General features: G+C 71.7%; 16 protein-coding genes. 13 read left to right on the forward strand and 3 right to left on the reverse strand.

Annotation, left to right across the window (positions count from 1 at the left end; translation table 11 throughout):
• A complete protein-coding gene (locus tag ABT127_RS03270; protein WP_351444195.1) occupies window positions 1-552 on the reverse strand; it encodes a hypothetical protein in 552 nt (183 codons plus the stop codon).
• Window positions 553-780: 228 nt separating this feature from the next.
• On the reverse strand, window positions 781-1,794 hold the full coding sequence (locus ABT127_RS03275) for a rod shape-determining protein (RefSeq protein ID WP_351444196.1): 1,014 nt from the start codon (window positions 1,792-1,794) through the stop codon (window positions 781-783).
• A gap of 142 nt (window positions 1,795-1,936) precedes the next feature.
• On the opposite strand from ABT127_RS03275, the gene folC reads away from it, so the two are divergent.
• The 10 genes from folC (at window position 1,937) to ABT127_RS03325 (ending at window position 14,678) form a co-directional block, all read left to right on the forward strand.
• Window positions 1,937-3,472: a bifunctional tetrahydrofolate synthase/dihydrofolate synthase gene (gene folC, locus ABT127_RS03280; protein WP_351444197.1), complete on the forward strand. Its 1,536-nt coding sequence runs from the start codon at window positions 1,937-1,939 to the stop codon at window positions 3,470-3,472.
• A gap of 5 nt (window positions 3,473-3,477) precedes the next feature.
• Window positions 3,478-3,822: a DUF4233 domain-containing protein gene (locus tag ABT127_RS03285; protein WP_351444198.1), complete on the forward strand. Its 345-nt coding sequence runs from the start codon at window positions 3,478-3,480 to the stop codon at window positions 3,820-3,822.
• A 152-nt stretch (window positions 3,823-3,974) separates the two neighbouring features.
• Window positions 3,975-4,388 carry a nucleoside-diphosphate kinase gene (gene ndk, locus ABT127_RS03290; RefSeq protein ID WP_111668332.1) on the forward strand — a complete coding sequence of 138 codons (414 nt, stop codon included), beginning with the start codon at window positions 3,975-3,977 and terminating at the stop codon, window positions 4,386-4,388.
• Between the two features lie 336 nt (window positions 4,389-4,724).
• The gene (locus ABT127_RS03295) at window positions 4,725-5,744 is read left to right on the forward strand and encodes a rod shape-determining protein (RefSeq protein ID WP_059131610.1); all 1,020 of its coding nucleotides are present in this window, start codon (window positions 4,725-4,727) and stop codon (window positions 5,742-5,744) included.
• 209 nt (window positions 5,745-5,953) lie between these two features.
• Window positions 5,954-6,889, forward strand: a complete 936-nt coding sequence (gene mreC, locus ABT127_RS03300; protein ID WP_351444199.1) for a rod shape-determining protein MreC — start codon at window positions 5,954-5,956, stop codon at window positions 6,887-6,889.
• Between the two features lie 18 nt (window positions 6,890-6,907).
• Window positions 6,908-7,579: a rod shape-determining protein MreD gene (gene mreD, locus ABT127_RS03305; RefSeq protein ID WP_351444201.1), complete on the forward strand. Its 672-nt coding sequence runs from the start codon at window positions 6,908-6,910 to the stop codon at window positions 7,577-7,579.
• Window positions 7,580-7,681: 102 nt separating this feature from the next.
• Window positions 7,682-9,862, forward strand: coding sequence for a penicillin-binding protein 2 (gene mrdA / locus ABT127_RS03310; RefSeq protein ID WP_351444202.1), 2,181 nt, complete (start codon window positions 7,682-7,684; stop codon window positions 9,860-9,862).
• Window positions 9,863-9,868: 6 nt separating this feature from the next.
• The gene (gene rodA, locus ABT127_RS03315; protein ID WP_351444203.1) at window positions 9,869-11,074 is read left to right on the forward strand and encodes a rod shape-determining protein RodA; all 1,206 of its coding nucleotides are present in this window, start codon (window positions 9,869-9,871) and stop codon (window positions 11,072-11,074) included.
• Window positions 11,075-11,151: 77 nt separating this feature from the next.
• On the forward strand, window positions 11,152-12,681 hold the full coding sequence (locus ABT127_RS03320; RefSeq protein ID WP_351444204.1) for a CYTH and CHAD domain-containing protein: 1,530 nt from the start codon (window positions 11,152-11,154) through the stop codon (window positions 12,679-12,681).
• A gap of 41 nt (window positions 12,682-12,722) precedes the next feature.
• Window positions 12,723-14,678 (forward strand): TIGR03960 family B12-binding radical SAM protein, encoded by a 1,956-nt coding sequence (locus ABT127_RS03325; RefSeq protein WP_351444205.1) that lies wholly within the window; start codon window positions 12,723-12,725, stop codon window positions 14,676-14,678.
• A 71-nt stretch (window positions 14,679-14,749) separates the two neighbouring features.
• Here the strand turns inward: ABT127_RS03325 and ABT127_RS03330 are convergent, their stop codons facing one another.
• Window positions 14,750-15,337 carry a TerD family protein gene (locus ABT127_RS03330; RefSeq protein ID WP_351444206.1) on the reverse strand — a complete coding sequence of 196 codons (588 nt, stop codon included), beginning with the start codon at window positions 15,335-15,337 and terminating at the stop codon, window positions 14,750-14,752.
• Window positions 15,338-15,423: 86 nt separating this feature from the next.
• Here ABT127_RS03330 and ABT127_RS03335 point away from each other — a divergent pair, with 86 nt between their 5' ends.
• The 3 genes from ABT127_RS03335 to ABT127_RS03345 all read left to right on the forward strand — a co-directional run bounded on the left by ABT127_RS03335 (window position 15,424) and on the right by ABT127_RS03345 (window position 21,727).
• Window positions 15,424-16,563, forward strand: a complete 1,140-nt coding sequence (locus ABT127_RS03335) for a hypothetical protein (protein ID WP_502971619.1) — start codon at window positions 15,424-15,426, stop codon at window positions 16,561-16,563.
• A gap of 46 nt (window positions 16,564-16,609) precedes the next feature.
• Entirely contained in the window at window positions 16,610-17,413 is an 804-nt protein-coding gene (locus tag ABT127_RS03340) for a TIGR03936 family radical SAM-associated protein (protein WP_351444208.1), read from the forward strand.
• Between the two features lie 252 nt (window positions 17,414-17,665).
• A complete protein-coding gene (locus ABT127_RS03345; protein ID WP_351444210.1) occupies window positions 17,666-21,727 on the forward strand; it encodes an Rne/Rng family ribonuclease in 4,062 nt (1,353 codons plus the stop codon).
• The last annotated feature ends 208 nt before the right edge of the window (window positions 21,728-21,935 follow it).

A 21,935-nucleotide genomic window follows, 5' to 3' on the forward strand; every position in this document is an offset into this window, starting at 1 on the left:
TCAGGCGGTGCGCAGTCCGAGCCGGACCAGTTCCGCCTCCGCCAGCGCGTCCAGGGTCGCGGGATCGCCCTCGCGCCAGCCCTCGGCGAGACTGCCCGGCGTGGTCTCGGGCAGCGCCTCCGCGGTGCGGCCCACCTCGTCGAGCGGCCGCAGCAGCGCCCGCAGCGCCAGCAGTTCGCGGCCGTCCTCACTGTTCGCGAGGTCCCGGGCGGCGGCGGCCCGCCGCACCCAGCGGATCCGGCGCGGCAGCCACAGCGCGCAGAGCAGCCCGACCGGCACGACGAACACCGCGACGGCGGCGAGCAGCACCAGCAGCCGCACCGGCCCCGCCCCTTCCGGCGCGGCGCTCACGATCCGGTCCCCGGCCCGCGCCACCCCGTGCAGCGGTCCGGGCAGCCCGATCCGCGGTCCGGCGGGCACCGGCCGGGTCGCGAGCCCGAGCACCCGATGCGCCCCGGCCGCCACCACGGCCCACCCCGCGACCCACAGCAGGGCCGCTCCGTCACCGATGATCTGCCGAGCACGCCGGCTCGGCTGATGTGCGTACCACATGGTCCGATTGGACCCCTTGTCGCCCGTACGGGGCGCTCACCGCGCCGAACAGGGGTGCGCCTTTACGACAGATGGCGGTGCGCCCCGCCGGGGGCGCGGGAAACCGCGAGCCCGGCCACGACGTACCGTCACGAGCCCACGGGGGAGTGCCCCGTCAGGGGCGCGGGGAACTGCGCGACCAACCACGACGCACCCGCACCCGCCCACCACACAGCACCCACCCCACCCTCAGGCGGCCCCGAGCATCCGCTCCAGCCCGTCGAAGTCCTCCACGCACTTCCCGCACCCCAGCGCGACGCTGTCCAGCGGCTCGTCGGCGACGAACACCGGAATACCGGTGCCGGAGGCGATCCGCAGATCGAGCCCCGGCAGCAGCGCACCCCCACCGGTCAGCACGATCCCGTGCTCCATCACGTCGCCGGACAGCTCCGGAGGGCACTCCTCCAAGGTGCCCTTCACCGCCGAGACGATCGCCTCCACGGGCTCGTCCAGCGCCGCGCGCACCTCGCGCACCGTCAGCTCCACCGTCTTCGGCAGCCCGCGCACCTTCTCCCGGCCCCGCACGGTGAACGCCCGCATCTCGAACGCGTCCTCCCCGGGCACGGGCCACGCCGACCCGATCGCGACCTTGACGTCCTCGGCGGTGCGCTCCCCGATCAGCAGCCCGTGCTCCTTGCGCACGTGATCGGTGATGGCCTCGTCGAGCCGGTCCCCGCCCACCCGCAGCGACCTGGCCGTGACGACACCCCCGAGCGAGATGACGGCGACCTCGGTGGTCCCGCCGCCGATGTCGATCACCATCGACCCGCGCGGCTCCGCCACCGGCAGCCCGGCCCCGATCGCCGCCGCCATCGGCTCCTCGATCAGATGGACGGCCCGCGCCCCCGAACTCTGTGCGGCGTGCACGATGGCCCGCCGCTCGACCGGGGTGACCCCGCTGGGCACGCAGACGACCATCCGGGTCCGGGGCCGGCGGCCCGGGGCGACCTTGCGGACGAAGTGCCGGATCATCTGCTCGGCCGCCTCGTAGTCGCTGATGACGCCGTCGCGCAGCGGCCGGATCGCGGTGATGGTGCCCGGGGTGCGCCCGATGGTCTCCTTCGCGTCGGTGCCCACGGCGAGCACGGAGCCGTGCTTGCCGCCCTGCTTGACGGCGACCACCGACGGTTCGTTCAGCACGATCCCCTGACCGCGTACGTAGAGAAGAGTGTTGGCGGTGCCGAGATCGATACCTATGTCCATGATCGCCAAGTTTGCAGGCTGAGGCTGTGTCGCGGCGGGACCAAAGTCCTGATTCGGACAGGCCGAAAGTCCCGTTCCGTTCCGGAGGGCGGCTTGCACACCGCTGTCCCCACTTGTCGGGGACCTCCGTAGACTGGCGTACGTGAGTGACCTCCCCCCGCGCGACAGCAGCGACGACCACGGCCCCAGCGACAGCCCGGACGCCTTCGAGGAGATCGTGGGCGCCGAGACCGACCGTGACCCCGACCTCGCGGTCATCGAGGCGGGCAGCCGCACCCTGCGCACGCAGGGCGGCCCCCCGCAGGGCGACGGCATCCCGGCCCGGCCGCAGGACCCGGAGGTGGAGAAGGCGCTGCGGGCGGTCGAGGCGGACCTCGCCACCCGGTGGGGCGAGACCAAGCTGGAGCCGTCGGTGGCCCGCATCGCGGCGCTGATGGACGTGCTGGGCGAGCCGCAGAAGGCGTACCCCTCGATCCACATCACGGGCACGAACGGCAAGACGTCGACGGCCCGCATGATCGAGGCCCTGCTGGCCGCCTTCGACCTGCGCACCGGCCGGTACACCTCGCCCCACGTGCAGTCGATCACCGAGCGGATCAGCCTGGACGGCGCGCCGATCGACCACGAGCGCTTCATCGAGACGTACGAGGACATCAAGCCCTACGTCGAGATGGTCGACTCCCAGCAGGAGTACCGGCTGTCCTTCTTCGAGGTGCTCACCGGCATGGCGTACGCGGCCTTCGCGGACGCCCCCGTCGACGTGGCGGTCGTCGAGGTCGGCATGGGCGGCAGCTGGGACGCGACGAACGTCATCGACGGCTCGGTCGCGGTCATCACGCCGATCGACCTCGACCACACCGACCGGCTGGGCTCCACGCCCGGTGAGATCGCGGTGGAGAAGTCCGGGATCATCAAGCAGGACGCCACCGTGATCATGGCGCAGCAGCCGGTGGACGCGGCGCAGGTGATCCTGAAGAAGGCCGTCGAGACGGACGCCACGGTCGCCCGCGAGGGCCTGGAGTTCGGCGTGGTGGACCGGCAGATCGCCGTCGGCGGCCAGCTGGTCACCCTGCGCGGCCTGGGCGGCGAGTACGAGGAGGTCTTCCTCCCGCTGCACGGCGCCCACCAGGCGCACAACGCGGCGGTGGCGCTCGCCGCCGTCGAGGCGTTCTTCGGCATCGGCTCGGAGCACGCGCGCCCGCTCGACATCGACACCATCCGCACGGCGTTCGCCTCCGTCACCTCGCCGGGGCGCCTGGAGATCGTGCGGCGCTCGCCGACCGTCGTGCTCGACGCCGCGCACAACCCCGCGGGCGCCCGGGTCACCGCCGACGCCATCAGCGAGGTCTTCGACTTCAGCCGGCTCATCGGGGTCGTCGGGGCCAGCGGCGACAAGAACGTACGGGGGCTGCTGGAGGCCTTCGAGCCGATCTTCGCGGAGATCGTCGTCACCCAGAACTCCAGCCACCGCGCCATGGACGCCGACGAGCTGGCGGGCATCGCCGTCGAGGTCTTCGGCGACGACCGGGTCCAGGTCGAGCCGCGCCTCGACGACGCCCTGGAGGCCGCGATCACGCTGGCCGAGGAAGAGGGCGAGTACGCGGGCGGCGGCGTGCTCGTCACCGGGTCCGTGATCACCGTCGGGGAAGCCCGGCTGCTGCTGCTTGGGAAGGACTGAGCACTGTGCGTACGTTGTGTGCGTCGACCTTGATCGGCGAGTTCTTCGTCATCGGGTTCGCCGGGCTTGTCGCCATGAAGGACCAGGACCTGTCGAGCGGGCTGGTCTGGACGGTCTGTGGCGTGGCCATGGTGTTCTCCGTCCTGCTGTGCGGCATGGTCACCCGTCCCGGCGGTGTCCAGCTGGGCTGGGCCCTGCAGATCGCGCTGATCGTGAGTGGCTTCTGGGTGCCGGTGATGTTCTTCCTCGGTGCCTGTTTCGCGGCGCTGTGGTGGGCGTCGGTCCACTTCGGCCGCAAGGTCGACGAGGCGAAGGCCCGCTGGGCGCAGCAGGGGCCGAGCGCGGCCTGAGCTTTTCACCGCCCGTCGTCAGAGAAGCGGCCACCGGCCGTCAGCCGACCGGCAACCGGGCAGGGGCGGAACCCCGGTGCCGGGCGGGTGATAACCCCCTGTAACCTCAGGGCCCACCGCACAAACCCGGCCGCACAAGGAGCCCACCCAAAATGACCCAGCGCACGCTCGTCCTGCTCAAGCCCGACGCGGTCCGCCGTGGCCTGATCGGCGAGATCATCGGCCGTATCGAGCGCAAGGCCGGCTGGACGATCGGCGCACTCGAACTGCGCGAGCTCGGCCAGGAGACGCTGGAGCAGCACTACGGCGAGCACAAGGGCAAGCCCTTCTACGAGCCGCTGATGACGTTCATGGCGTCCGGCCCGGTCGTCGCGCTGGTCGTCGAGGGCGAGCGCGTCATCGAGGGCGTCCGTCAGCTGGCCGGTCCGACCGACCCGATCGCGGCGGCCCCGGGCTCGATCCGCGGGGACTTCGGCGTCATCGTCCGCGAGAACCTGATCCACGCGTCGGACTCCGAGGAGTCGGCCGAGCGCGAGCTGAAGATTTTCTTCCCGAACCTGGTCTGACGCCGGATCTCGCCCATTGAGACGAACCGCATTCCCCGTCGGCTGATTCTGACGATTCGTCAGTCACGGAGCGCCACTGACCTGGAACGGCCTGAGAATTCGGGCCGTTCTTTGGCATATGCGCCCCGATTGGGGGAACGCAACCCTCCGTCGGCACGTCCCCATTAGCGGGGCGGGGATTCATCTGCTGACAATTGGCGAAGACCCTCGCGCCGTGATCGTGCAGGCGAGACTACGATGGAGCCTCCACGCCACACCGCGTCCACCTCTCGCCTACCTGACAAGCAATCAAACGCTCCACTTGGGAAGGCCAGACGAATCCTGATGGGGAACTCAATGTCGTTCATCGGCCGTGACATGGCTGTCGACCTCGGGACCGCCAACACGCTGGTGTACGTCAGGGGTCGCGGGATCGTGCTCAACGAACCGTCCGTGGTCGCGATCAACACCAACACCGGTGGCATCCTCGCGGTCGGCGCCGAAGCCAAGAAGATGATCGGGCGCACCCCTGGCAACATCGTCGCCGTGCGCCCGCTGAAGGACGGCGTGATCGCCGACTTCGAGATCACCGAGCGCATGCTCCGCTACTTCATCCTGAAGATCCACAAGCGGCGCTACCTCGCCCGGCCCCGGGTCGTGGTCTGCGTGCCCTCCGGCATCACCGGCGTCGAGCGCCGCGCGGTCATCGAGGCCTCCTCGCAGGCCGGTGCCCGCCAGGTGCACATCATCGAGGAGCCCATGGCCGCGGCCATCGGCTCCGGCCTGCCGGTCCACGAGGCCACGGGCAACATGGTGGTGGACATCGGCGGCGGCACCACCGAGGTCGCGGTCATCTCGCTCGGCGGAATCGTCACGGCACAGTCGATCCGCGTCGCGGGCGACGAGCTGGACAACGCGATCATCCAGCACATCAAGAAGGAGTACTCGCTCCTCCTCGGTGAGCGGACCGCCGAGCAGATCAAGATCACGATCGGTTCCGCGTACGACCTGGACTCCGACGAGCACACCGAGATCCGCGGTCGTGACCTGGTGTCCGGCCTGCCGAAGACCGTCGTCATCTCGGCGGCGGAAGTCCGCAAGGCCATCGAGGAGCCGGTCAACGCGATCGTCGACGCGGTCAAGACCACCCTCGACAAGTGCCCGCCCGAGCTGTCGGGTGACGTCATGGACCGGGGCATCGTTCTCACCGGTGGCGGCGCCCTGCTGCGCGGCCTCGACGAGCGGCTGCGCCGCGAGACGGGCATGCCGATCCACATCGCCGAGGACCCGCTGGACAGCGTGGCGCTCGGTTCCGGAAAGTGCGTCGAGGAGTTCGAGGCGCTGCAGCAGGTGCTCGACGCCCAGCCGCGCAGATGAGTGGTGTGAACACCTGAAAGGGTGGGTCCGCCGTACGAGTGCCTGCCACTTCGTACGGCGGATCGTTGATATAGAGGCAAGGCGCAAGAATTCCCGGACATCGGTTACATCCGTCCGGCATCCCCCTATCACCCCGACAAACCCATATCCCCGGACATCGTGACACCGCCCCACCCGATTTCTGATTGAGGAAGGCACGGCCGCCGCACGTGAGGGACACACGAGAGAGCCGGCTGCTCCTGGTACTGCTGATCGCCATCGCGTTCGCGCTGATCACGGTGGACATCCGCGGAGGAGAGGACTCGCCGGTCGACGGTGCCCGTCAGGGCGCCGCCAAGGTCTTCGGACCCGTGGAGAGCGGTGTCGCCGGCGCGGTCGACCCGATCGGCAACGCCATAAGCGCGGTCCGCGACTCCGACAAGCGGCACGACCGGATCAGTCAACTGGAGCGCGAGAACGCCGCGTTGAAGTCGAAGCTCGGCAGCGACGACCGCAACCGCAGCAAGATCCACCAGCTCGACACCATGCTGAAGACGGCGGGCGCCGGGCAGTACGGCATCAAGGGCGCCCAGGTCATCGCCATAGGGTCCGCGCAGGGCTTCTCCTGGACGGTGACCATCGACGCCGGTGCCGATGACGGCATCAAGCGCGACATGACCGTGCTGAACGGCGACGGACTCGTCGGCCGCGTCACCACGGTCGGCCCCGGCACCTCCACGATCCTCCTCGCCAACGACCCGGACTTCACCGTCGGCACCCGGATGGAGAAGACCGACGAGCTCGGCTTCGCCACCGGCCAGGGCGACCGGCCGCTGCGCGTCCAGCTCCTCAACGGCAAGGCCAAGGTGAAGAAGGGCGACCGGCTCGTCACCTTCGGCTCGGCGGCCGACAAGCCGTTCGTGCCCGGCGTGCCCGTCGGCAGGGTCGTCCGCGTCGACCCGTCCGGCGGCGACCTGACCCGTACCGTGTACGTCACGCCGTACGTCGGCTTCACCAAGCTGGACATCGTGGGCGTCGTCGTCCAGCCGCCGCGCAGCGACCCGCGCGACGAGGTCCTGCCGGCCAAGCCCGCGAAGCCGAAGCCCGCGCCGACCGTGACCGTCACCGTCACCCCGTCCGCGCCCGCCGACGGCGCCCAGCAGTAACAGGAGGAGCTGACCACCATGCGCTTCAACCGGATCCTCCTCTCCACGACCCTCGTCGTCGTCGCCCTCGTCCTCCAGGTCTGTGTCCTGGCCCGGCTCCAGCTCCCGGGCGCCGTGCCCGACCTGCTGCTGCTGACCGTCCTCGGCCTTGCACTGGTCTACGGCCACGTCGGCGGCGCCTTCATCGGCTTCGGCGCGGGCCTGCTCGCCGACCTGGCCCCGCCCGCCGATCACGCCGCCGGGCGCTACGCCCTGGTCCTGTGCGTCATCGGCTACCTCGCGGGCCTGGCCAAGCCGGAGACCGGGCAGCTGCGCTCGGCCTTCGGCCCGATGGTCGTGGTGGTCGGCGCCGCCGTCGGCACCACCCTGCTGTACGCGGGCGTGGGCGCCCTCGTCGGCGACACCGCCGCCCGCCACGTCGGCCTCGGCAGCCTGCTGTTCACCGCCGCCCTCTACGACCTGCTGCTCGCGCCGTTCGTCGTACCCGGCGTGATGGCGCTCGCCAGACGCGCCGAGAACGATCCGCTCGGCGACAGCGGCGGCTCCGGCAAGGTCTCCGACGTCTCCTCCGGCTGGCTCTCGGCCGGCACCGGTCTGCGCATCGGCAACCAGCGCGGCGGCCTGCGCATGAAGTCCGTGAAGGCGCGCGCCGCCCGCGCCGGACGCATCAAGGGGGTCAAGCGCCTGTGAGCGCAGAGCAGCTGACCGCTCCGGCCGATCGGGCCGCGCACAGGTCGGGCGTGTACACGTACTACGCGTACACGCACACGTACTAGGGGGAGCACGGGCACCATGACCAACATCCCGGAGACCGGCCGGACCCCGCGCGTCCAGATCCGTCTCGTCGTCCTCCAGATCCTCGTCCTGTCCCTCCTGTTCACGCTCGGCGGCCGCCTCTGGTACCTCCAGGTGCGCAACGGCGACGAGTACGCCAAGGAGGCGTCGGGCAACCACGTCCAGCAGGTCGTCACACCCGCCGTGCGCGGCTCGATCCTGGACTCGCGGGGCGTGGCCCTCGCCGACAACGAGACCCGCCTCGTCGTCTCCGCCTCGCGGACCGACCTGATGAAGATGAAGGACGACGGCGAGTCCGTCCTCACCAAGCTCGCCGGCGTCCTCGGCATGAAGCCCAAGGAGGTCGAGGAGAAGGTCCGGCTGTGCGACGCCAAGACGCCGCAGCCCTGCTGGAACGGCTCGCCGTACCAGCCCATCCCGATCACCGACGAGGCCACGCCCAAGCAGGCGCTGCAGATCCGCGAGCGCGGCGAGGACTTCCCCGGCATCACCGCCGAGCCCACCGCCGTGCGCCGCTACGCCGCCCCCGGCAAGGCCAACACCGCGCAGGTGCTCGGCTACCTCTCCCCGGTGACCGACTCCGAGATCGAGCAGGCGAAGGACACGGACTCGCCGTACCTCCGCTCCGACCAGGTCGGCCGCTCCGGTCTTGAACGCACGTACGACAAGGACCTGCGCGGCAAGGCCGGTGTCACCCGCTACGAGGTCGACAACCTCGGCCGCGTCATCGGCCGCGCCAAGAGCGACAAGGCCGAGCCGGGAGCGAACGTCGTCACCTCGATAGACGCACGGGTCCAGCGCGTCGCCGAGTACGAGCTGAACGAGGCCATGAAGGCCGCCCGCCACGAGTTCGACAAGAACACCGGCACCAACTACAAGGCCGACTCCGGCGCCGTCGTCGTGATGGAGGCCAAGACGGGCCGCGTCGTCGCCATGGCGTCCAACCCGAGCTACGACCCGAACGCCTGGGTCGGCGGCATCTCCGGCAAGGACTACGCCCACCTGACCGGCAAGAGCTCCAACTACCCGCTGCTGAACCGGGCCATCCAGGGCCAGGCGGCCCCCGGCTCCATCTTCAAGGTCATCTCGACCACGGCGGCGGTCAACGCGGGCTACCAGTTCAACGGGCGCTACCCGTGCACCAGCTCGTACTCGATCGGCAACCAGGTCTTCAAGAACTTCGAGTCGGAGAACTTCGGGCCCATCTCCCTGGGCCGCGCCCTGGAGGTCTCCTGCGACACCGTCTTCTACGGCATCGCCCACAACGAGTGGAAGAAGGACGGCGGCCTCAAGGGCAACAAGGACACCCAGGACTGGTTCTACAAGACCGCCCACCAGTTCGGTCTCGGCAAGGAGACCGGCATCGACCTGCCCAACGAGGTCACCGGCCGGGTTCCCGACCGCCAGTGGAAGCAGCGGTTCTGGAAGGCCAACAAGGACTCCTGGTGCAAGTCCGGCAAGAAGAACGGCGACTACGTCCAGCGCCTGAACTACGAGAACTGCCTCGAAGGCAACCTCATGCGCGCCGGTGACTCCGTCAACTACTCCATCGGCCAGGGCGACACCCTCGTCACCCCGATCCAGATGGCGTCGATCTACGCGGCGATCTCCAACGGCGGCACCCTGCACGAGCCCGAGGTCGGCAAGGCCATCGTCAGCGCCGACGGCAAGCAGGTCCACGCGATCCAGCCCAAGGTCAACGCCAAGCTGCCGTTCAAGGGCAAGACCCGCGACGAGATAGACGAAGCACTGGCGGGAGTGGCGACCCGCGGTACGGCGGCCTGGCGCTTCGGCGGCTGGCCCCAGGACAAGATCCCGATGCACGCCAAGACCGGTACGGCCGAGGTCTACGGCAAGCAGACGACGTCCTGGTTCGCGTCCTACACCAAGGACTACTCGATCGTCATGACGATCTCCCAGGGTGGTACGGGTTCGGGCGCCTCCGGCCCGGCCGTCCGCAAGATCTACGACGCGATGTACGGCCTCGACGACAAGGGCCAGCAGGACCTGAAGAAGGCCCTGCTGCCCGAGCCCGAGAAGGCCCTGCCGAAGATCCAGAAGGACGGTTCGATCGACGCCCCGACGATCGACACGTACGACCCGAGCAAGCAGCAGGCGCCCGCGCAGCAGGAGCTGGCGGCCGGGCTGCCCGCCTCGACGTACAGCAGGAGGGACTGACCGACCATGGCAGGCCACACCAACGGTTTCTCCGTCTCCGGGTACGGCCCGCAGCAGCGCTCCACCATGTCCCGGCTCATGGCCCGCGACTCGGTGGTGCGGCGGCTCGACTGGCCGATACTGCTGTCGGCGATCACGCTCTCGCTGATCGGCTCCGCGCTCGTCTACTCGGCGACCCGCAACAGGACCGAGCTGAACCAGGGCGACCCGTACTACTTCCTCTTCCGCCACCTGCTCAACATGGGCATCGGCATCGGGCTGATGGTCGGCACGATCTGGCTCGGCCACCGCACGCTGCGCACCGCCGTCCCGATCCTCTACGGCATCTCGGTCTTCCTGGTGCTGCTGGTGCTCACCCCGCTCGGCGCGACGGTGAACGGCGCGCACGCGTGGATCATCGTCGGCGGCGGCTTCTCGCTCCAGCCCTCGGAGTTCGTGAAGATCACGATCATCCTGGGGATGGCGATGCTGCTCGCGGCGCGGGTCGACGCCGGTGACCGCGAACATCCCGACCACCGGACCGTCCTCCAGGCCCTCGGCCTCGCCGCCGTCCCCATGATGGTCGTCATGCTGATGCCGGACCTCGGGTCCGTCATGGTCATGGTGATGATCGTGCTCGGTGTGCTGCTGGCCTCCGGGGCCTCCAACCGCTGGGTCCTCGGCCTGATCGGCGTCGGCGCGGCGGGCGCCGTCGCGGTGTGGCAGCTCGGCGTCCTCGACGACTACCAGATCGCCCGCTTCGCCGCCTTCGCCAACCCGGCGCTCGACCCGGCCGGCGTCGGCTACAACACCAACCAGGCGCGCATCGCGATCGGCTCGGGCGGGCTGACCGGCTCCGGGCTCTTCCACGGCTCGCAGACCACCGGGCAGTTCGTGCCCGAGCAGCAGACCGACTTCGTGTTCACGGTGGCGGGGGAGGAGCTGGGCTTCGTCGGGGCCGGGCTGATCCTGCTGCTCCTCGGCGTGGTGCTGTGGCGGGCCTGCCGGATCGCCCGGGAGACGACCGAGCTGTACGGGACGATCGTCGCCGCCGGGATCATCGCCTGGTTCGCCTTCCAGGCGTTCGAGAACATCGGGATGACGCTCGGCATCATGCCGGTGGCCGGTCTGCCCCTGCCGTTCGTGTCGTACGGAGGTTCGTCGATGTTCGCGGTCTGGGTGGCGATCGGCCTCCTCCAGTCGATCAGGGTGCAACGCCCCATGTCGGCCTGATCGTGCCGCCCGCTCCGCCGCGCCCCTGGCGGAGCCGGCCTCTATCGGGGCGCTCCCGAGGCGTCTAGATTCGGGTTATGGCGGAGACGAAGCGCGAGATCGAGCGGAAGTACGAGGTGCCGGGCGCTCCCGACGAGGCCTTCGAGCTGCCCGACCTGGGCAAGGTCCCCGGCGTGGCGGAGGTCATCGACAAGGGCGTCGTGGAGCTCGACGCCGTGTACTACGACACGGCCGACCAGCGCCTCGCGGCCGACCACATCACCCTGCGCCGCCGCACCGGCGGCGACGACGCGGGCTGGCACCTGAAGATCCCGGTCGCCCTGGGCGAGGGCGTGCGGGACGAGATCCGCGCCCCGCTCTCCGCGCAACTGCCCCGCTCGCTCGCCGGACTCGTCCGGTCCCGGGTGCGCCAGGCACCGCTGCTGCCGGTGGTCCGCCTGATGTCGTCCCGCGACGTCTCCCACCTGACCAACGCGGACGGCGCGCTGCTCGCCGAGGTCAGCGTGGACGCCGTACGCGCCGAGCGGGCCGACGGCCAGGGCGGCACGGCCTGGACGGAGATCGAGGTCGAGCTGGCGGACGACGGCGATCCCGACTTCCTCGGCAGGGTCGAGAAGCGGCTGCGCAAGGCCGGCGCCGACCGCTCCGGATCCCTGTCCAAGCTGGCCCGCGCGCTCGACGAGACGGGCGCCGGAGCACCGGCGCCGCAGCCCGCCGCCTCCCCAGGATCCGACACCGCGGGGGACCACGTCGTCGCCCATCTCCGCGCCCAGCGCGACGCGCTCGTCGACCTCGACCCGGCCGTCCGCCGCGACCTCCCCGACGCGGTGCACCAGATGCGGGTCGCCGCCCGCCGGATGCGCAGCGCGTTCAAGACGTACAAGAAGATCCTCGACCCCGCCGCCACCGACCCGGTCGCCGAGGAGCTGAAGTGGCTCGGCGGAGAGCTGGGCATCGACCGCGACCACGAGGTGCTGACCGAGCGGCTCACCGCCCGGATCGACGCCGTGCCGCGCACCCTGCTGCTCGGCCCGGTCCGCGGCCGGCTGCGGATCTGGGCGGTGGCCCGGCGCCAGGGCTCGCGCCGCCACACGGTCGCAGTCCTCGACAGCAAGCGCTACCTCGCCCTGCTGGACGCCCTCGACGCCCTGCTCGCCGACCCGCCGCTGCGGCCCGCCGCCCGGAAGCCGGCCGCGGAGCGCCTCGCCGCCGCCGCCCTCAAGGACCGGGCCCGCCTCGCCGCCCGCATCGAGCACGCCCTGTCACTGCCCGCGGGCACCGACCGCGACCTGGCGATGCACGAGGCCCGCAAGGCGGCCAAGCGCGCCCGGTACGCGGGCGAGGCCGCCACCCCCGCGCTCGGCAAGCAGGCCAAGAAGTTCGCCAAGCGGATGAAGGCCGTCCAGTCCCTCCTCGGCGACCACCAGGACTCCGTCGTCGCCCGGGAGACGCTGCGCCAGCTCGCGATCCAGGCGCACGCGGCCGGCGAGACGGCGTTCACCTGGGGACTGCTGTACGGACAGGAGCAGGCGGCGGCCGCGGACCGCGAGCGGGAGCTGCCCGGGGTGTGGGCACGGGCGGCGGAGGCGGGTCTTTCGGCGGGTTAGGCTTGAGGGTCCCCCCTGTCAGCTCACAAAGGTCCACGGTTATGCCTGCCGATGCCGTCGCCGCGGCGCCCCAAGCGGTCGAGTCTGTCTTTCCGCAGCTCGAAGCGCTGCTCCCGCATGTGCAGAAGCCGATCCAGTACGTCGGCGGAGAGCTCAACTCCACGGTCAAGCCGTGGGAGTCCTGCGACGTCCGCTGGGCACTGATGTACCCGGACGCGTACGAGGTCGGTCTGCCCAACCAGGGCGTCATGATCCTGTACGAGGTGCTGAACGAGCGGGAGGGCGTCCTCGCCGAGCGCACCTACAGCGTCTGGCCGGATCTGGAAGCCCTGATGCGCGAGCACAAGGTGCCCCAGTTCACGGTCGACTCGCACCGCCCGGTGAAGGCCTTCGACGTCTTCGGACTCTCCTTCTCCACCGAGCTGGGCTACACCAACATGCTCGCCGCGCTCGACCTGGCCGGCATCCCGCTGGAGTCCAAGGACCGCGGTCTCGACGACCCGATCGTCCTCGCGGGCGGGCACGCCGCCTTCAACCCCGAGCCGGTCGCCGCCTTCATCGACGCCGCCGTCATCGGCGACGGCGAGCAGGCCGTGCTCGACATGACCGAGATCATCCGCGCCTGGAAGGCCGAGGGCCGCCCGGGCGGGCGCGAGGAGGTCCTGCTCCGCCTCGCGAAGACCGGGAACATCTACGTCCCGGGCCTCTACGACGTCGAGTACCTGCCCGACGGCCGCATCGGCCGCGTCGTCCCGAACCGGTCGGGCGTGCCGTGGCGGGTCTCCAAGCACACCGTCATGGACCTCGACGAGTGGCCGTACCCCAAGCAGCCGCTGGTCCCGCTCGCGGAGACCGTGCACGAGCGGATGTCCGTCGAGATCTTCCGCGGCTGCACCCGAGGCTGCCGCTTCTGCCAGGCCGGCATGATCACGCGCCCCGTGCGGGAGCGAAGCATCACCGGCATCGGCGACATGGTGGAGAAGGGCCTCAAGGCGACCGGCTTCGAGGAGGTCGGCCTGCTCTCGCTGTCCTCGGCGGACCACTCCGAGATCGGCGACATCGCCAAGGGCCTGGCCGACCGCTACGAGGAAGACAAGATCGGCCTCTCGCTGCCGTCGACCCGCGTCGACGCGTTCAACGTCGACCTGGCCAACGAGCTGACCCGCAACGGCCGCCGCTCGGGCCTGACGTTCGCCCCCGAGGGCGGCTCGGAGCGCATGCGCAAGGTCATCAACAAGATGGTCAGCGAAGAGGACCTGATCCGCACCGTCGCCACCGCGTACGGCAACGGCTGGCGTCAGGTGAAGCTGTACTTCATGTGCGGTCTGCCCACGGAGACGGACGACGACGTCCTCCAGATCGCCGACATGGCGATGAACGTGATCCAGAAGGGCCGCGAGGTCTCCGGGTCCAACGACATCCGCTGCACGGTCTCCATCGGCGGTTTCGTGCCCAAGCCGCACACCCCGTTCCAGTGGGCGCCGCAGCTGTCGGCGGAGGAGACGGACGCCCGTCTCGAGAAGCTCCGCGACAAGATCCGCGGCGACAAGAAGTACGGCCGCTCCATCGGCTTCCGCTACCACGACGGCAAGCCCGGCATCGTCGAGGGCCTGCTCTCCCGCGGTGACCGCCGCATCGGCGACGTCATCCGCGCGGTCTACGAGGACGGCGGCCGCTTCGACGGCTGGCGCGAGCACTTCAGCTACGACCGCTGGATGGAGTGCGCCGCCAGGACGCTGCCCGCCCACGGCGTCGACGTCGCCTGGTACACGACGCGTGAGCGCACGTACGAGGAGGTCCTGCCCTGGGACCACCTGGACTCCGGTCTCGACAAGGACTGGCTCTGGGAGGACTGGCAGGACGCGCTCGACGAGACCGAGGTCGAGGACTGCCGCTGGACGCCGTGCTTCGACTGCGGCGTCTGCCCCGCGATGGACACGTCCATCCAGATCGGCCCGACCGGCAAGAAGCTGCTGCCGCTGACGGTCGTCAAGTAGCGCACACCGCGGACGCGGTGAAGGGCGGGGCCACGGCCCCGCCCTTCACCGTTTCCGTCCTGCTTGCCGTCCTACTTGCTGACCGCGAAGCGCATCAGCGCACGCTCGTCACCCTGCTTGATCTTGCCGGTCTCGTTGACGACCTGGAGCTTCCAGACGTCGCCCGCGCTGCGGACCGCCTTCGCCACGAGGCAGCCGTTGTCGGCGGTGAGCAGGCTCGGCCAGATGTCCGCCACCTGCTGGCTGCTGCCGCCGGTCGCGTCGTACACCTTGAAGCTGATGTTGCGGGCCTTCTGGAACGAACTGCCCTTCTTGTAGGCCGCCGCGATGAACACGATCGACGTGATGACCGGCGGCACCTTCGCGAACTCGACGGTGACGGTCTCGTCGTCGCCGTCGCCCTTGCCGGTCTGGTTGTCGCCGCTGTGCAGCAACGCGCCGTTGCCCAGCGGGTCAAGGGAGTCGAGGCCGGCCAGCCGGACCGGGTCGCCGCCCTGGAGAGCGACCGCTATCAGGTCCAGGTCCGTGCCCTGCTTGCGGCGCAGCGCGCCGAGCACGCCACCGCTGCTGCCGGCGGTCGGGTCCCAGGAGACCCCGATGGAGAGATGGGTGACACCGTCGAGATCCGCGGGGCCGTCTTCCTTCGTAAGCGTAATCATGCGCAGATTGTGCCTGGCACGGCCGCTTTGTGAAGCACCGGCGTCCCCTCCGCATCCGGAAAGCCCTCTCCGGCGTCTGACACTGCATGGACATGGAGAAGCGCCCCGGCCCCGCGCCCGTCCCCGCGGAAGGCTGTCTGGTGGCGGCGATCCGCATGCCGGTGCGGATCCTGGCGCTCGTCGTCGTGGTGCCGGTCCGGCTCGTGTGGGACGCGCTCGTCACGGGCGGCCGCTTCCTGTACGAGAAGGCGCTCGTGCCGCTCGGCCGCGGTCTCGGCCTGCTGCTGTACGGGATCCTCTGGCCGCTCGTCCAGCTCGTTCGCGGACTCGCCTTCCTGGGGCGGGTGTTGGTGGTCGTCCCGCTGGTCTGGCTGTACGCGCGCGTGCTCGCGCCCGTCGGGCGGGCGGCCGCCGTGGTGCTCGGCTGGGTCGGCAGGGCCCTGTTCGTGTGGCCGTGGGTCTGGCTGTGGCGGCAGGTGCTCGTCCCGGTCGGACGTGGACTCGGCCGGCTGGTGCGGCAGTTGGCGGCGGGGCTCGCCGCGGCCGGGCGCGGGCTCGGCCGGCTCGGACGGATCCTGCTCGTGGTGCCCGCCGTGTGGCTGTACGCGCGCGTGCTGACACCGATCGGGCACGCGATCACCCTGCTCGTCACCGGGGTCGGCTTCGGGATCGGGTGGCTCGCGGCAGGTGTCCACCGGTACCTCCTCACCCCGCTCGGCCGCGCCGCCCTGGCACTCGTCCGGTGGATTCTCGTGCTGCCCGCGCTCGCCCTGTGGCGCTGGGTGCTGGTGCCCGTCGGGCGGGCCCTCGGCGTGCTGCTGCGGGAGATCGGCGCGGCGCTCGGCGTCGCCTGGCGCGTGGCCGGGTACGTGTCGCTCGTCGTCGGACGGTTCCTCGGCACCCTGCTGCGGTGGACCTTCGTGGAGCCCGTGCGCTGGGTGTACCGCAGCGTGCTCACCCCGGTCGGGCACGTCCTGCGGGACGGGCTGTGGCGGCCTGCCGCCCGGGTGGTCCGGGAGACGCTCGGCGCGGTCCGGGCCACGGTCCGGCAGGTCAGGGCCGATGTGCGGCGCGCCCTGTTCGGTCCGGGCCGCCCGCCCGAGCCGCTGGTCAGGGAGGTGCGGGAACCGCAGGACGCGCAGGGACGTACTCTTGGTAGCAGTACTGACAGCAGAACTGGCAGCAGTACGACCGCTCTCACGAAGACCGCGTTCATTAAGGATTAGGACACTGGGCAAGCGACAGCCCGAAGGCCCGCCGCCCGCACCCGCGGTGCAGCGCATCCGACTGCGCTACACCAAGCGCGGCCGCCTCCGGTTCACCAGCCACCGAGACTTCCAGCGCGCCTTCGAGCGGGCGCTGCGCCGCGCCGAGGTGCCCATGGCGTACTCGGCGGGGTTCACGCCGCACCCGAAGGTGTCCTACGCCAATGCCGCACCCACCGGCACGGGCAGTGAGGCCGAGTACCTGGAGATCGCTCTCACCGCGCCCCGCGATCCCGAGACCCTCCGCGCGCTGCTCGACGAGTCGATGCCGCACGGCCTCGACATCGTCGACGCCGTCGAGGCCCGCACTTCGGGCCTCGCCGACCGGCTCGCCGCCTCCGTGTGGGAGCTGCGGCTCGACGGGGTCACGGCCGAGGAGGCCGCCCGCGCCGCGGAGGTCTTCCGGGCCGCCGAGACGGTCGAGGTCCAGCGCCGCACCAAGAACGGCGTGCGGACGTTCGACGCCCGCGGTGCCGTCGTGTCCCTCGAGGCACATGAGGCGGCGCGGAGCTCGGATGTCCCGGCTGATAGGCCCCGCGACACGGCCTGTGCGATACTGCGCCTGGTTGTTCGGCACGTGACGCCTGCCGTTCGACCCGACGACGTCCTGTCCGGTCTCCGCGCCGTGGCCGACCTGGCGCCGCCGGTCCCCGCAGCGGTGACCAGGCTGGCGCAGGGGCCTTTCGATGAAGAGACCGGCACGGTGACCGACCCGCTCGCGCCCGACCGCGAGGCAGTCCAGGCCACCCCGCACGCGGGGGCCGCAGGATCTGCCGCCGCGAAGGTGCCTGCCGTGGAAGGTTCCGCGTAAGGACGGTCGCCGTCGCGCCGCCCTCGTACTCGGGAGCCACCTGGGTCGGGCAGCGCACCCACCCAAGGACTTTCGCCAGGCCGTACGTACATCGCGTACCGGAACCGGCGAGAACAGACAGAAGAGCCCCCGTGCGGCGCCCGCGCCCCGGACCGGCGGCCCTCGCGCCCGACAACAGGCGCGAGCGAGCCGCGGACGTCACCGGTCATGGATCAGGCGCGGCGCCCGGGGGCCGACGGGAGATCCACCCGCATGCCCGAGTCGACCGAACCCACCACCTCCGAGCTGGACAGCCCCAGCGACACGCTGCCCTCGCGCCGCCGGCGCCGGGCCGCGTCGCGTCCCGCGGGCCCGCCCGCGGCTCCCTCCGCAGAGGCCGCCGCGCCGGCCATACCGGCCGCTGCCGCGGACGCCGAGGACGAGCTCGCCCCCGCAGACGAGGCCGCCGAGGCCACTGCCACCCCTGAGACTTCTCCGGCGCAGGACGCGGCGCCCGCCGCCCGCCCGCGCCGCCGCGCCACCCGGCGCGCCTCCGCGCCCACCGGTGCGCCCGCACAGGCCGAGACCGCCGAGCCGGTCGTCGAGCCGGCCGCGGAGCCGGTCGCCGCGCCCGCCGCCGACGAGGCCCCGGCCGAGGCCGCCGCGCCGCGCCGCCGGCGCCGCGCGACCCGGACCGCGTCCGCGCCCGTGGCGGAGCCCGCCGAGAGCGCCGAGGCCGCCGCGCCCGCCGAGGACGCGCCGAAGGCCGTCGCGCAGGAGACCCCGGCCGCCGAGGAGGCGCCCGCCGAGGCCGCCCCGCCGCGCCGTCGCCGCCGTGCGACCCGTACCGTCGCCACGCCCGCCGCCGAGGCTCCGGCCGTCGAGGCGGCTCCGGCCGAGGAGCCGCAGGCCGTGGCGCCCGTCGCCGAGCCGGTCGCCGAGACCCCGGCCGAGGACGCCGCTCCGCGCCGTTCGCGCCGCCGGGCCACCCGCGCCGTGTCGGCCCCCGAGGCCCCGCAGGCCGCCGAGCCGGTCGCGCAGGAGCAGGCCGCGCCCGCCGCCGAGCAGGCCGAGACCGCTCAGCCGGCCGAGTCCGCCGAGGACGACGCGCCGCGCCGCCCCCGTCGCCGCGCCACCCGCAAGGCCGCCGGCGGCTTCTCCGAGCCCAAGCAGGCGAAGGGCCGGCAGGCGAAGCAGTCCGACGCGGCCGACGCCGACGGCGGCAGCCGCCCGAAGCGGCCGTCCGTCGCCGTGTTCCAGGCGCCGGTCTTCACCGAGCCGATGTTCCAGACGCCCGAGCGCGCCGCTGCCGCCGCCGCGGCCGAGGCCGCCGGCGAGCAGAACGCCGAGCCCGAGGCCGAGGCCGAGCCCCAGCCGGTCGCGGCCGTCGAGGAGGACCAGACGCCGCGCCGTCGCCGCCGTCGCCGCGCCACCGACGAGCGCCCCGCCGCCGAGCCCGAGACCGCGCCCGCCACCGCGCCGGAGCCGGTCGCCGAGGCCCCGGCCGACGAGCAGGACGAGCAGGCCACCGAGGCGGCCGAGACCGCCGAGGACCACGAGCAGGACCACGACGACCACGACGAGCAGGGCGACCGCCCGGCCCGCCGTCGCCGTCGCGGCGGCCGCCGCCGTCGTCGCGGGGACGCCGCCGACTCGGACGCCGACGCCGACACCGAGGGCGCCGACGACGACAGCGCCGAGGCCGAGGGCGCCGACGACGAGCACGCCGACGACCACGACGACGAGCAGGACGCGCACGGCGGGTCCGGCGGGTCGAGCAGCAGCCGTCGCCGCCGCCGTCGCCGCCGTCGCGCCGGTGACGCGTCCTCCGAGCCCGAGCAGTCCTCGGACGACCCGGAGCGCACCGTCGTCAAGGTCCGCGAGCCGCGCAAGAAGGACGAGAAGGCCGAGCGCTCGACCTCCTCGGACGAGGTGCAGTCCATCAAGGGCTCCACGCGTCTGGAGGCCAAGAAGCAGCGCCGCCGCGAGGGCCGCGAGCAGGGCCGCCGCCGCGTGCCGATCATCACCGAGGCCGAGTTCCTGGCCCGCCGCGAGGCCGTCGAGCGCGTGATGGTCGTCCGGCAGAACGGCGACCGCACCCAGATCGGCGTGCTCGAGGACAACATCCTCGTCGAGCACTACGTCAACAAGGAGCAGTCGACCTCGTACGTCGGCAACGTCTACCTGGGCAAGGTCCAGAACGTGCTGCCGTCGATGGAGGCCGCCTTCATCGACATCGGCAAGGGCCGCAACGCGGTGCTGTACGCCGGTGAGGTCAACTTCGAGGCGCTCGGCATGGCCAACGGGCCGCGCCGCATCGAGACCGCGCTCAAGTCCGGCCAGTCCGTGCTCGTGCAGGTCACCAAGGACCCGATCGGCCACAAGGGCGCCCGCCTGACCAGCCAGGTCTCGCTGCCCGGCCGCTACCTGGTCTACGTGCCCGAGGGCTCGATGACCGGCATCAGCCGCAAGCTGCCCGACACCGAGCGCGCGCGTCTGAAGACCATCCTCAAGAAGATCGTCCCCGAGGACGCGGGCGTCATCGTGCGCACCGCCGCCGAGGGCGCGAGCGAGGACGAGCTGCGCCGCGACGTCGAGCGTCTGCAGGCCCAGTGGGAGGACATCCAGAAGAAGTCCAAGCAGATCTCGACGTCGTCGCCGAGCCTGCTGTACGGCGAGCCGGACATGACCGTCCGCGTCGTGCGCGACATCTTCAACGAGGACTTCTCCAAGGTCATCGTCAGCGGTGACGAGGCGTGGGAGACCATCCACGGCTACGTCAACCACGTCGCCCCCGACCTGTCCGACCGGCTGTCCCGCTGGACGTCCGAGGTCGACGTCTTCGCGACGTACCGGATCGACGAGCAGCTCGCCAAGGCGCTCGACCGCAAGGTGTGGCTGCCCTCCGGCGGCTCCCTGGTGATCGACAAGACCGAGGCGATGATCGTCGTCGACGTCAACACCGGGAAGTTCACCGGTCAGGGCGGCAACCTCGAAGAGACCGTGACGAGGAACAACCTCGAAGCGGCCGAGGAGATCGTCCGCCAGCTGCGCCTGCGCGACCTCGGCGGCATCGTCGTCATCGACTTCATCGACATGGTCCTGGAGTCCAACCGGGACCTGGTGCTGCGCCGTCTGCTGGAGTGCCTGGGCCGTGACCGGACCAAGCACCAGGTCGCCGAGGTCACCTCGCTCGGCCTGGTCCAGATGACCCGCAAGCGCGTCGGCCAGGGCCTCCTGGAGTCCTTCTCCGAGACCTGCGTGCACTGCAACGGCCGCGGTGTCATCGTCCACATGGAGCAGGCGTCCTCCGCCGGCAGCGGTGGCGGCGGCAAGCGCAAGAAGCGCGGCCGCGGCGGCAACGGCGCGGACCACCAGCACGACACGCACGAGCACGACACGCACGAGCACGAGTCCCACGAGGACGCGTCGGAGCCGGCCGAGACCGAGGCCGAGGTCGCCGCGGAGGTGGCCGCCCCGGTGGCGCTGCCCGAGCCCGAGTTCGTCCCGGACGAGGAGCTGTACTCCAGCGCCGCCGAGGCGGAGGCCGCGGCGGGCAGCCGTGGCCGCTCGCGCCGCCGTGCCACGCGCCGCGCGTCGGCCCCGGCCGGTGCCCCGAAGGCGGAGCAGACCGACAAGCGGTCCGCGCGTGCCGAGCGGGCCCGCAAGGCGGAGCAGGCCGAGGAGCAGCGGGAGGCCGCCGCGGCCGCCCCGGTGGCCGAGGCCGAGCCGGTCGTCGAGGCGCCGAAGCCCCGGGAGACGCCCGAGCCCGTGGCGGAGCAGGCTGCCGAGGCCCCGGCCCCGCGCGCCCGCCGTCGTGCCACCCGCAAGGCCAGCGCTCCCGCCGGTGCCCCGAAGGCGTCCTCCGACGAGGCCGCCGCGGTGACCGTCGTGGAGTCGGTGACCGAGGCCGAGCCGAAGCCCCAGGAGGCCGCCGAGCCCGTGGCTGAGGCGCCGAAGGCCGAGCCGGTGACCGAGGCCGCCCCGGCCCGCCCGCGCCGTCGTGCCGTCCGCAAGGCGACCGCCCCGACCGCGTCGGAGGAGCCGGCCGTCGTGGTCGTCCCGTCCGCCACGGACGAGCCGGCCGCTCAGGAGGAGGCCGCCGAGGAGGCGCCCGCCGCCAAGAAGACGGCCCGTAAGACGGCCAAGAAGGCGACGGCGAAGAAGGCGGCCACCACCACCAAGAAGACCGCGGCCAAGAAGACGGCCGCGAAGAAGACGACGGCCAAGAAGGCGGCGACCAAGACCGCCGCCAAGAAGACGACCGCGAAGAAGACCGCGGCGGCCGAGCAGCAGTCGCTGCCGTCCGTCACGGCCGCGGCCGACGAGGCCTGAGCCACCGACGACGGCGCCCCCGGCACAGCCACGGCTGTGCCGGGGGCGCCGTCGTGTTCCGGGAGGGGCGAGCGGCATTTCGTACGTAAATCGCCCCCCCCGCCCTTGGGGCACGGCAAACTACCTGTAAAACTCAAGCAGTCGTCCATGCGCAGGAGAAGCGGGGATGTCCGTTGGGGAGACGGCCGCGTCCCTGTCAGGGAGGGAA

Origin of the sequence: Streptomyces sp. NPDC001904 (genome assembly GCF_040297005.1) — a bacterium.
In the GTDB taxonomy this organism is placed as follows: domain Bacteria; phylum Actinomycetota; class Actinomycetes; order Streptomycetales; family Streptomycetaceae; genus Streptomyces.

What these genes read in the sequence shown, in the direction of transcription:
- rodA (WP_351444203.1), top strand. Translation starts at nt 9,869, where the DNA reads ATGGCAGGCCACACCAACGGTTTCTCCGTCTCCGGGTACGGCCCGCAG.
- ABT127_RS03270 (WP_351444195.1), bottom strand. Translation starts at nt 552, where the DNA reads ATGTGGTACGCACATCAGCCGAGCCGGCGTGCTCGGCAGATCATCGGT.
- ABT127_RS03275 (WP_351444196.1), bottom strand. Translation starts at nt 1,794, where the DNA reads ATGGACATAGGTATCGATCTCGGCACCGCCAACACTCTTCTCTACGTA.
- ABT127_RS03345 (WP_351444210.1), top strand. Translation starts at nt 17,666, where the DNA reads ATGCCCGAGTCGACCGAACCCACCACCTCCGAGCTGGACAGCCCCAGC.
- ABT127_RS03325 (WP_351444205.1), top strand. Translation starts at nt 12,723, where the DNA reads ATGCCTGCCGATGCCGTCGCCGCGGCGCCCCAAGCGGTCGAGTCTGTC.
- ndk (WP_111668332.1), top strand. Translation starts at nt 3,975, where the DNA reads ATGACCCAGCGCACGCTCGTCCTGCTCAAGCCCGACGCGGTCCGCCGT.
- mrdA (WP_351444202.1), top strand. Translation starts at nt 7,682, where the DNA reads ATGACCAACATCCCGGAGACCGGCCGGACCCCGCGCGTCCAGATCCGT.
- mreD (WP_351444201.1), top strand. Translation starts at nt 6,908, where the DNA reads ATGCGCTTCAACCGGATCCTCCTCTCCACGACCCTCGTCGTCGTCGCC.
- ABT127_RS03295 (WP_059131610.1), top strand. Translation starts at nt 4,725, where the DNA reads ATGTCGTTCATCGGCCGTGACATGGCTGTCGACCTCGGGACCGCCAAC.
- ABT127_RS03330 (WP_351444206.1), bottom strand. Translation starts at nt 15,337, where the DNA reads ATGATTACGCTTACGAAGGAAGACGGCCCCGCGGATCTCGACGGTGTC.
- ABT127_RS03320 (WP_351444204.1), top strand. Translation starts at nt 11,152, where the DNA reads ATGGCGGAGACGAAGCGCGAGATCGAGCGGAAGTACGAGGTGCCGGGC.
- ABT127_RS03335 (WP_502971619.1), top strand. Translation starts at nt 15,424, where the DNA reads ATGGACATGGAGAAGCGCCCCGGCCCCGCGCCCGTCCCCGCGGAAGGC.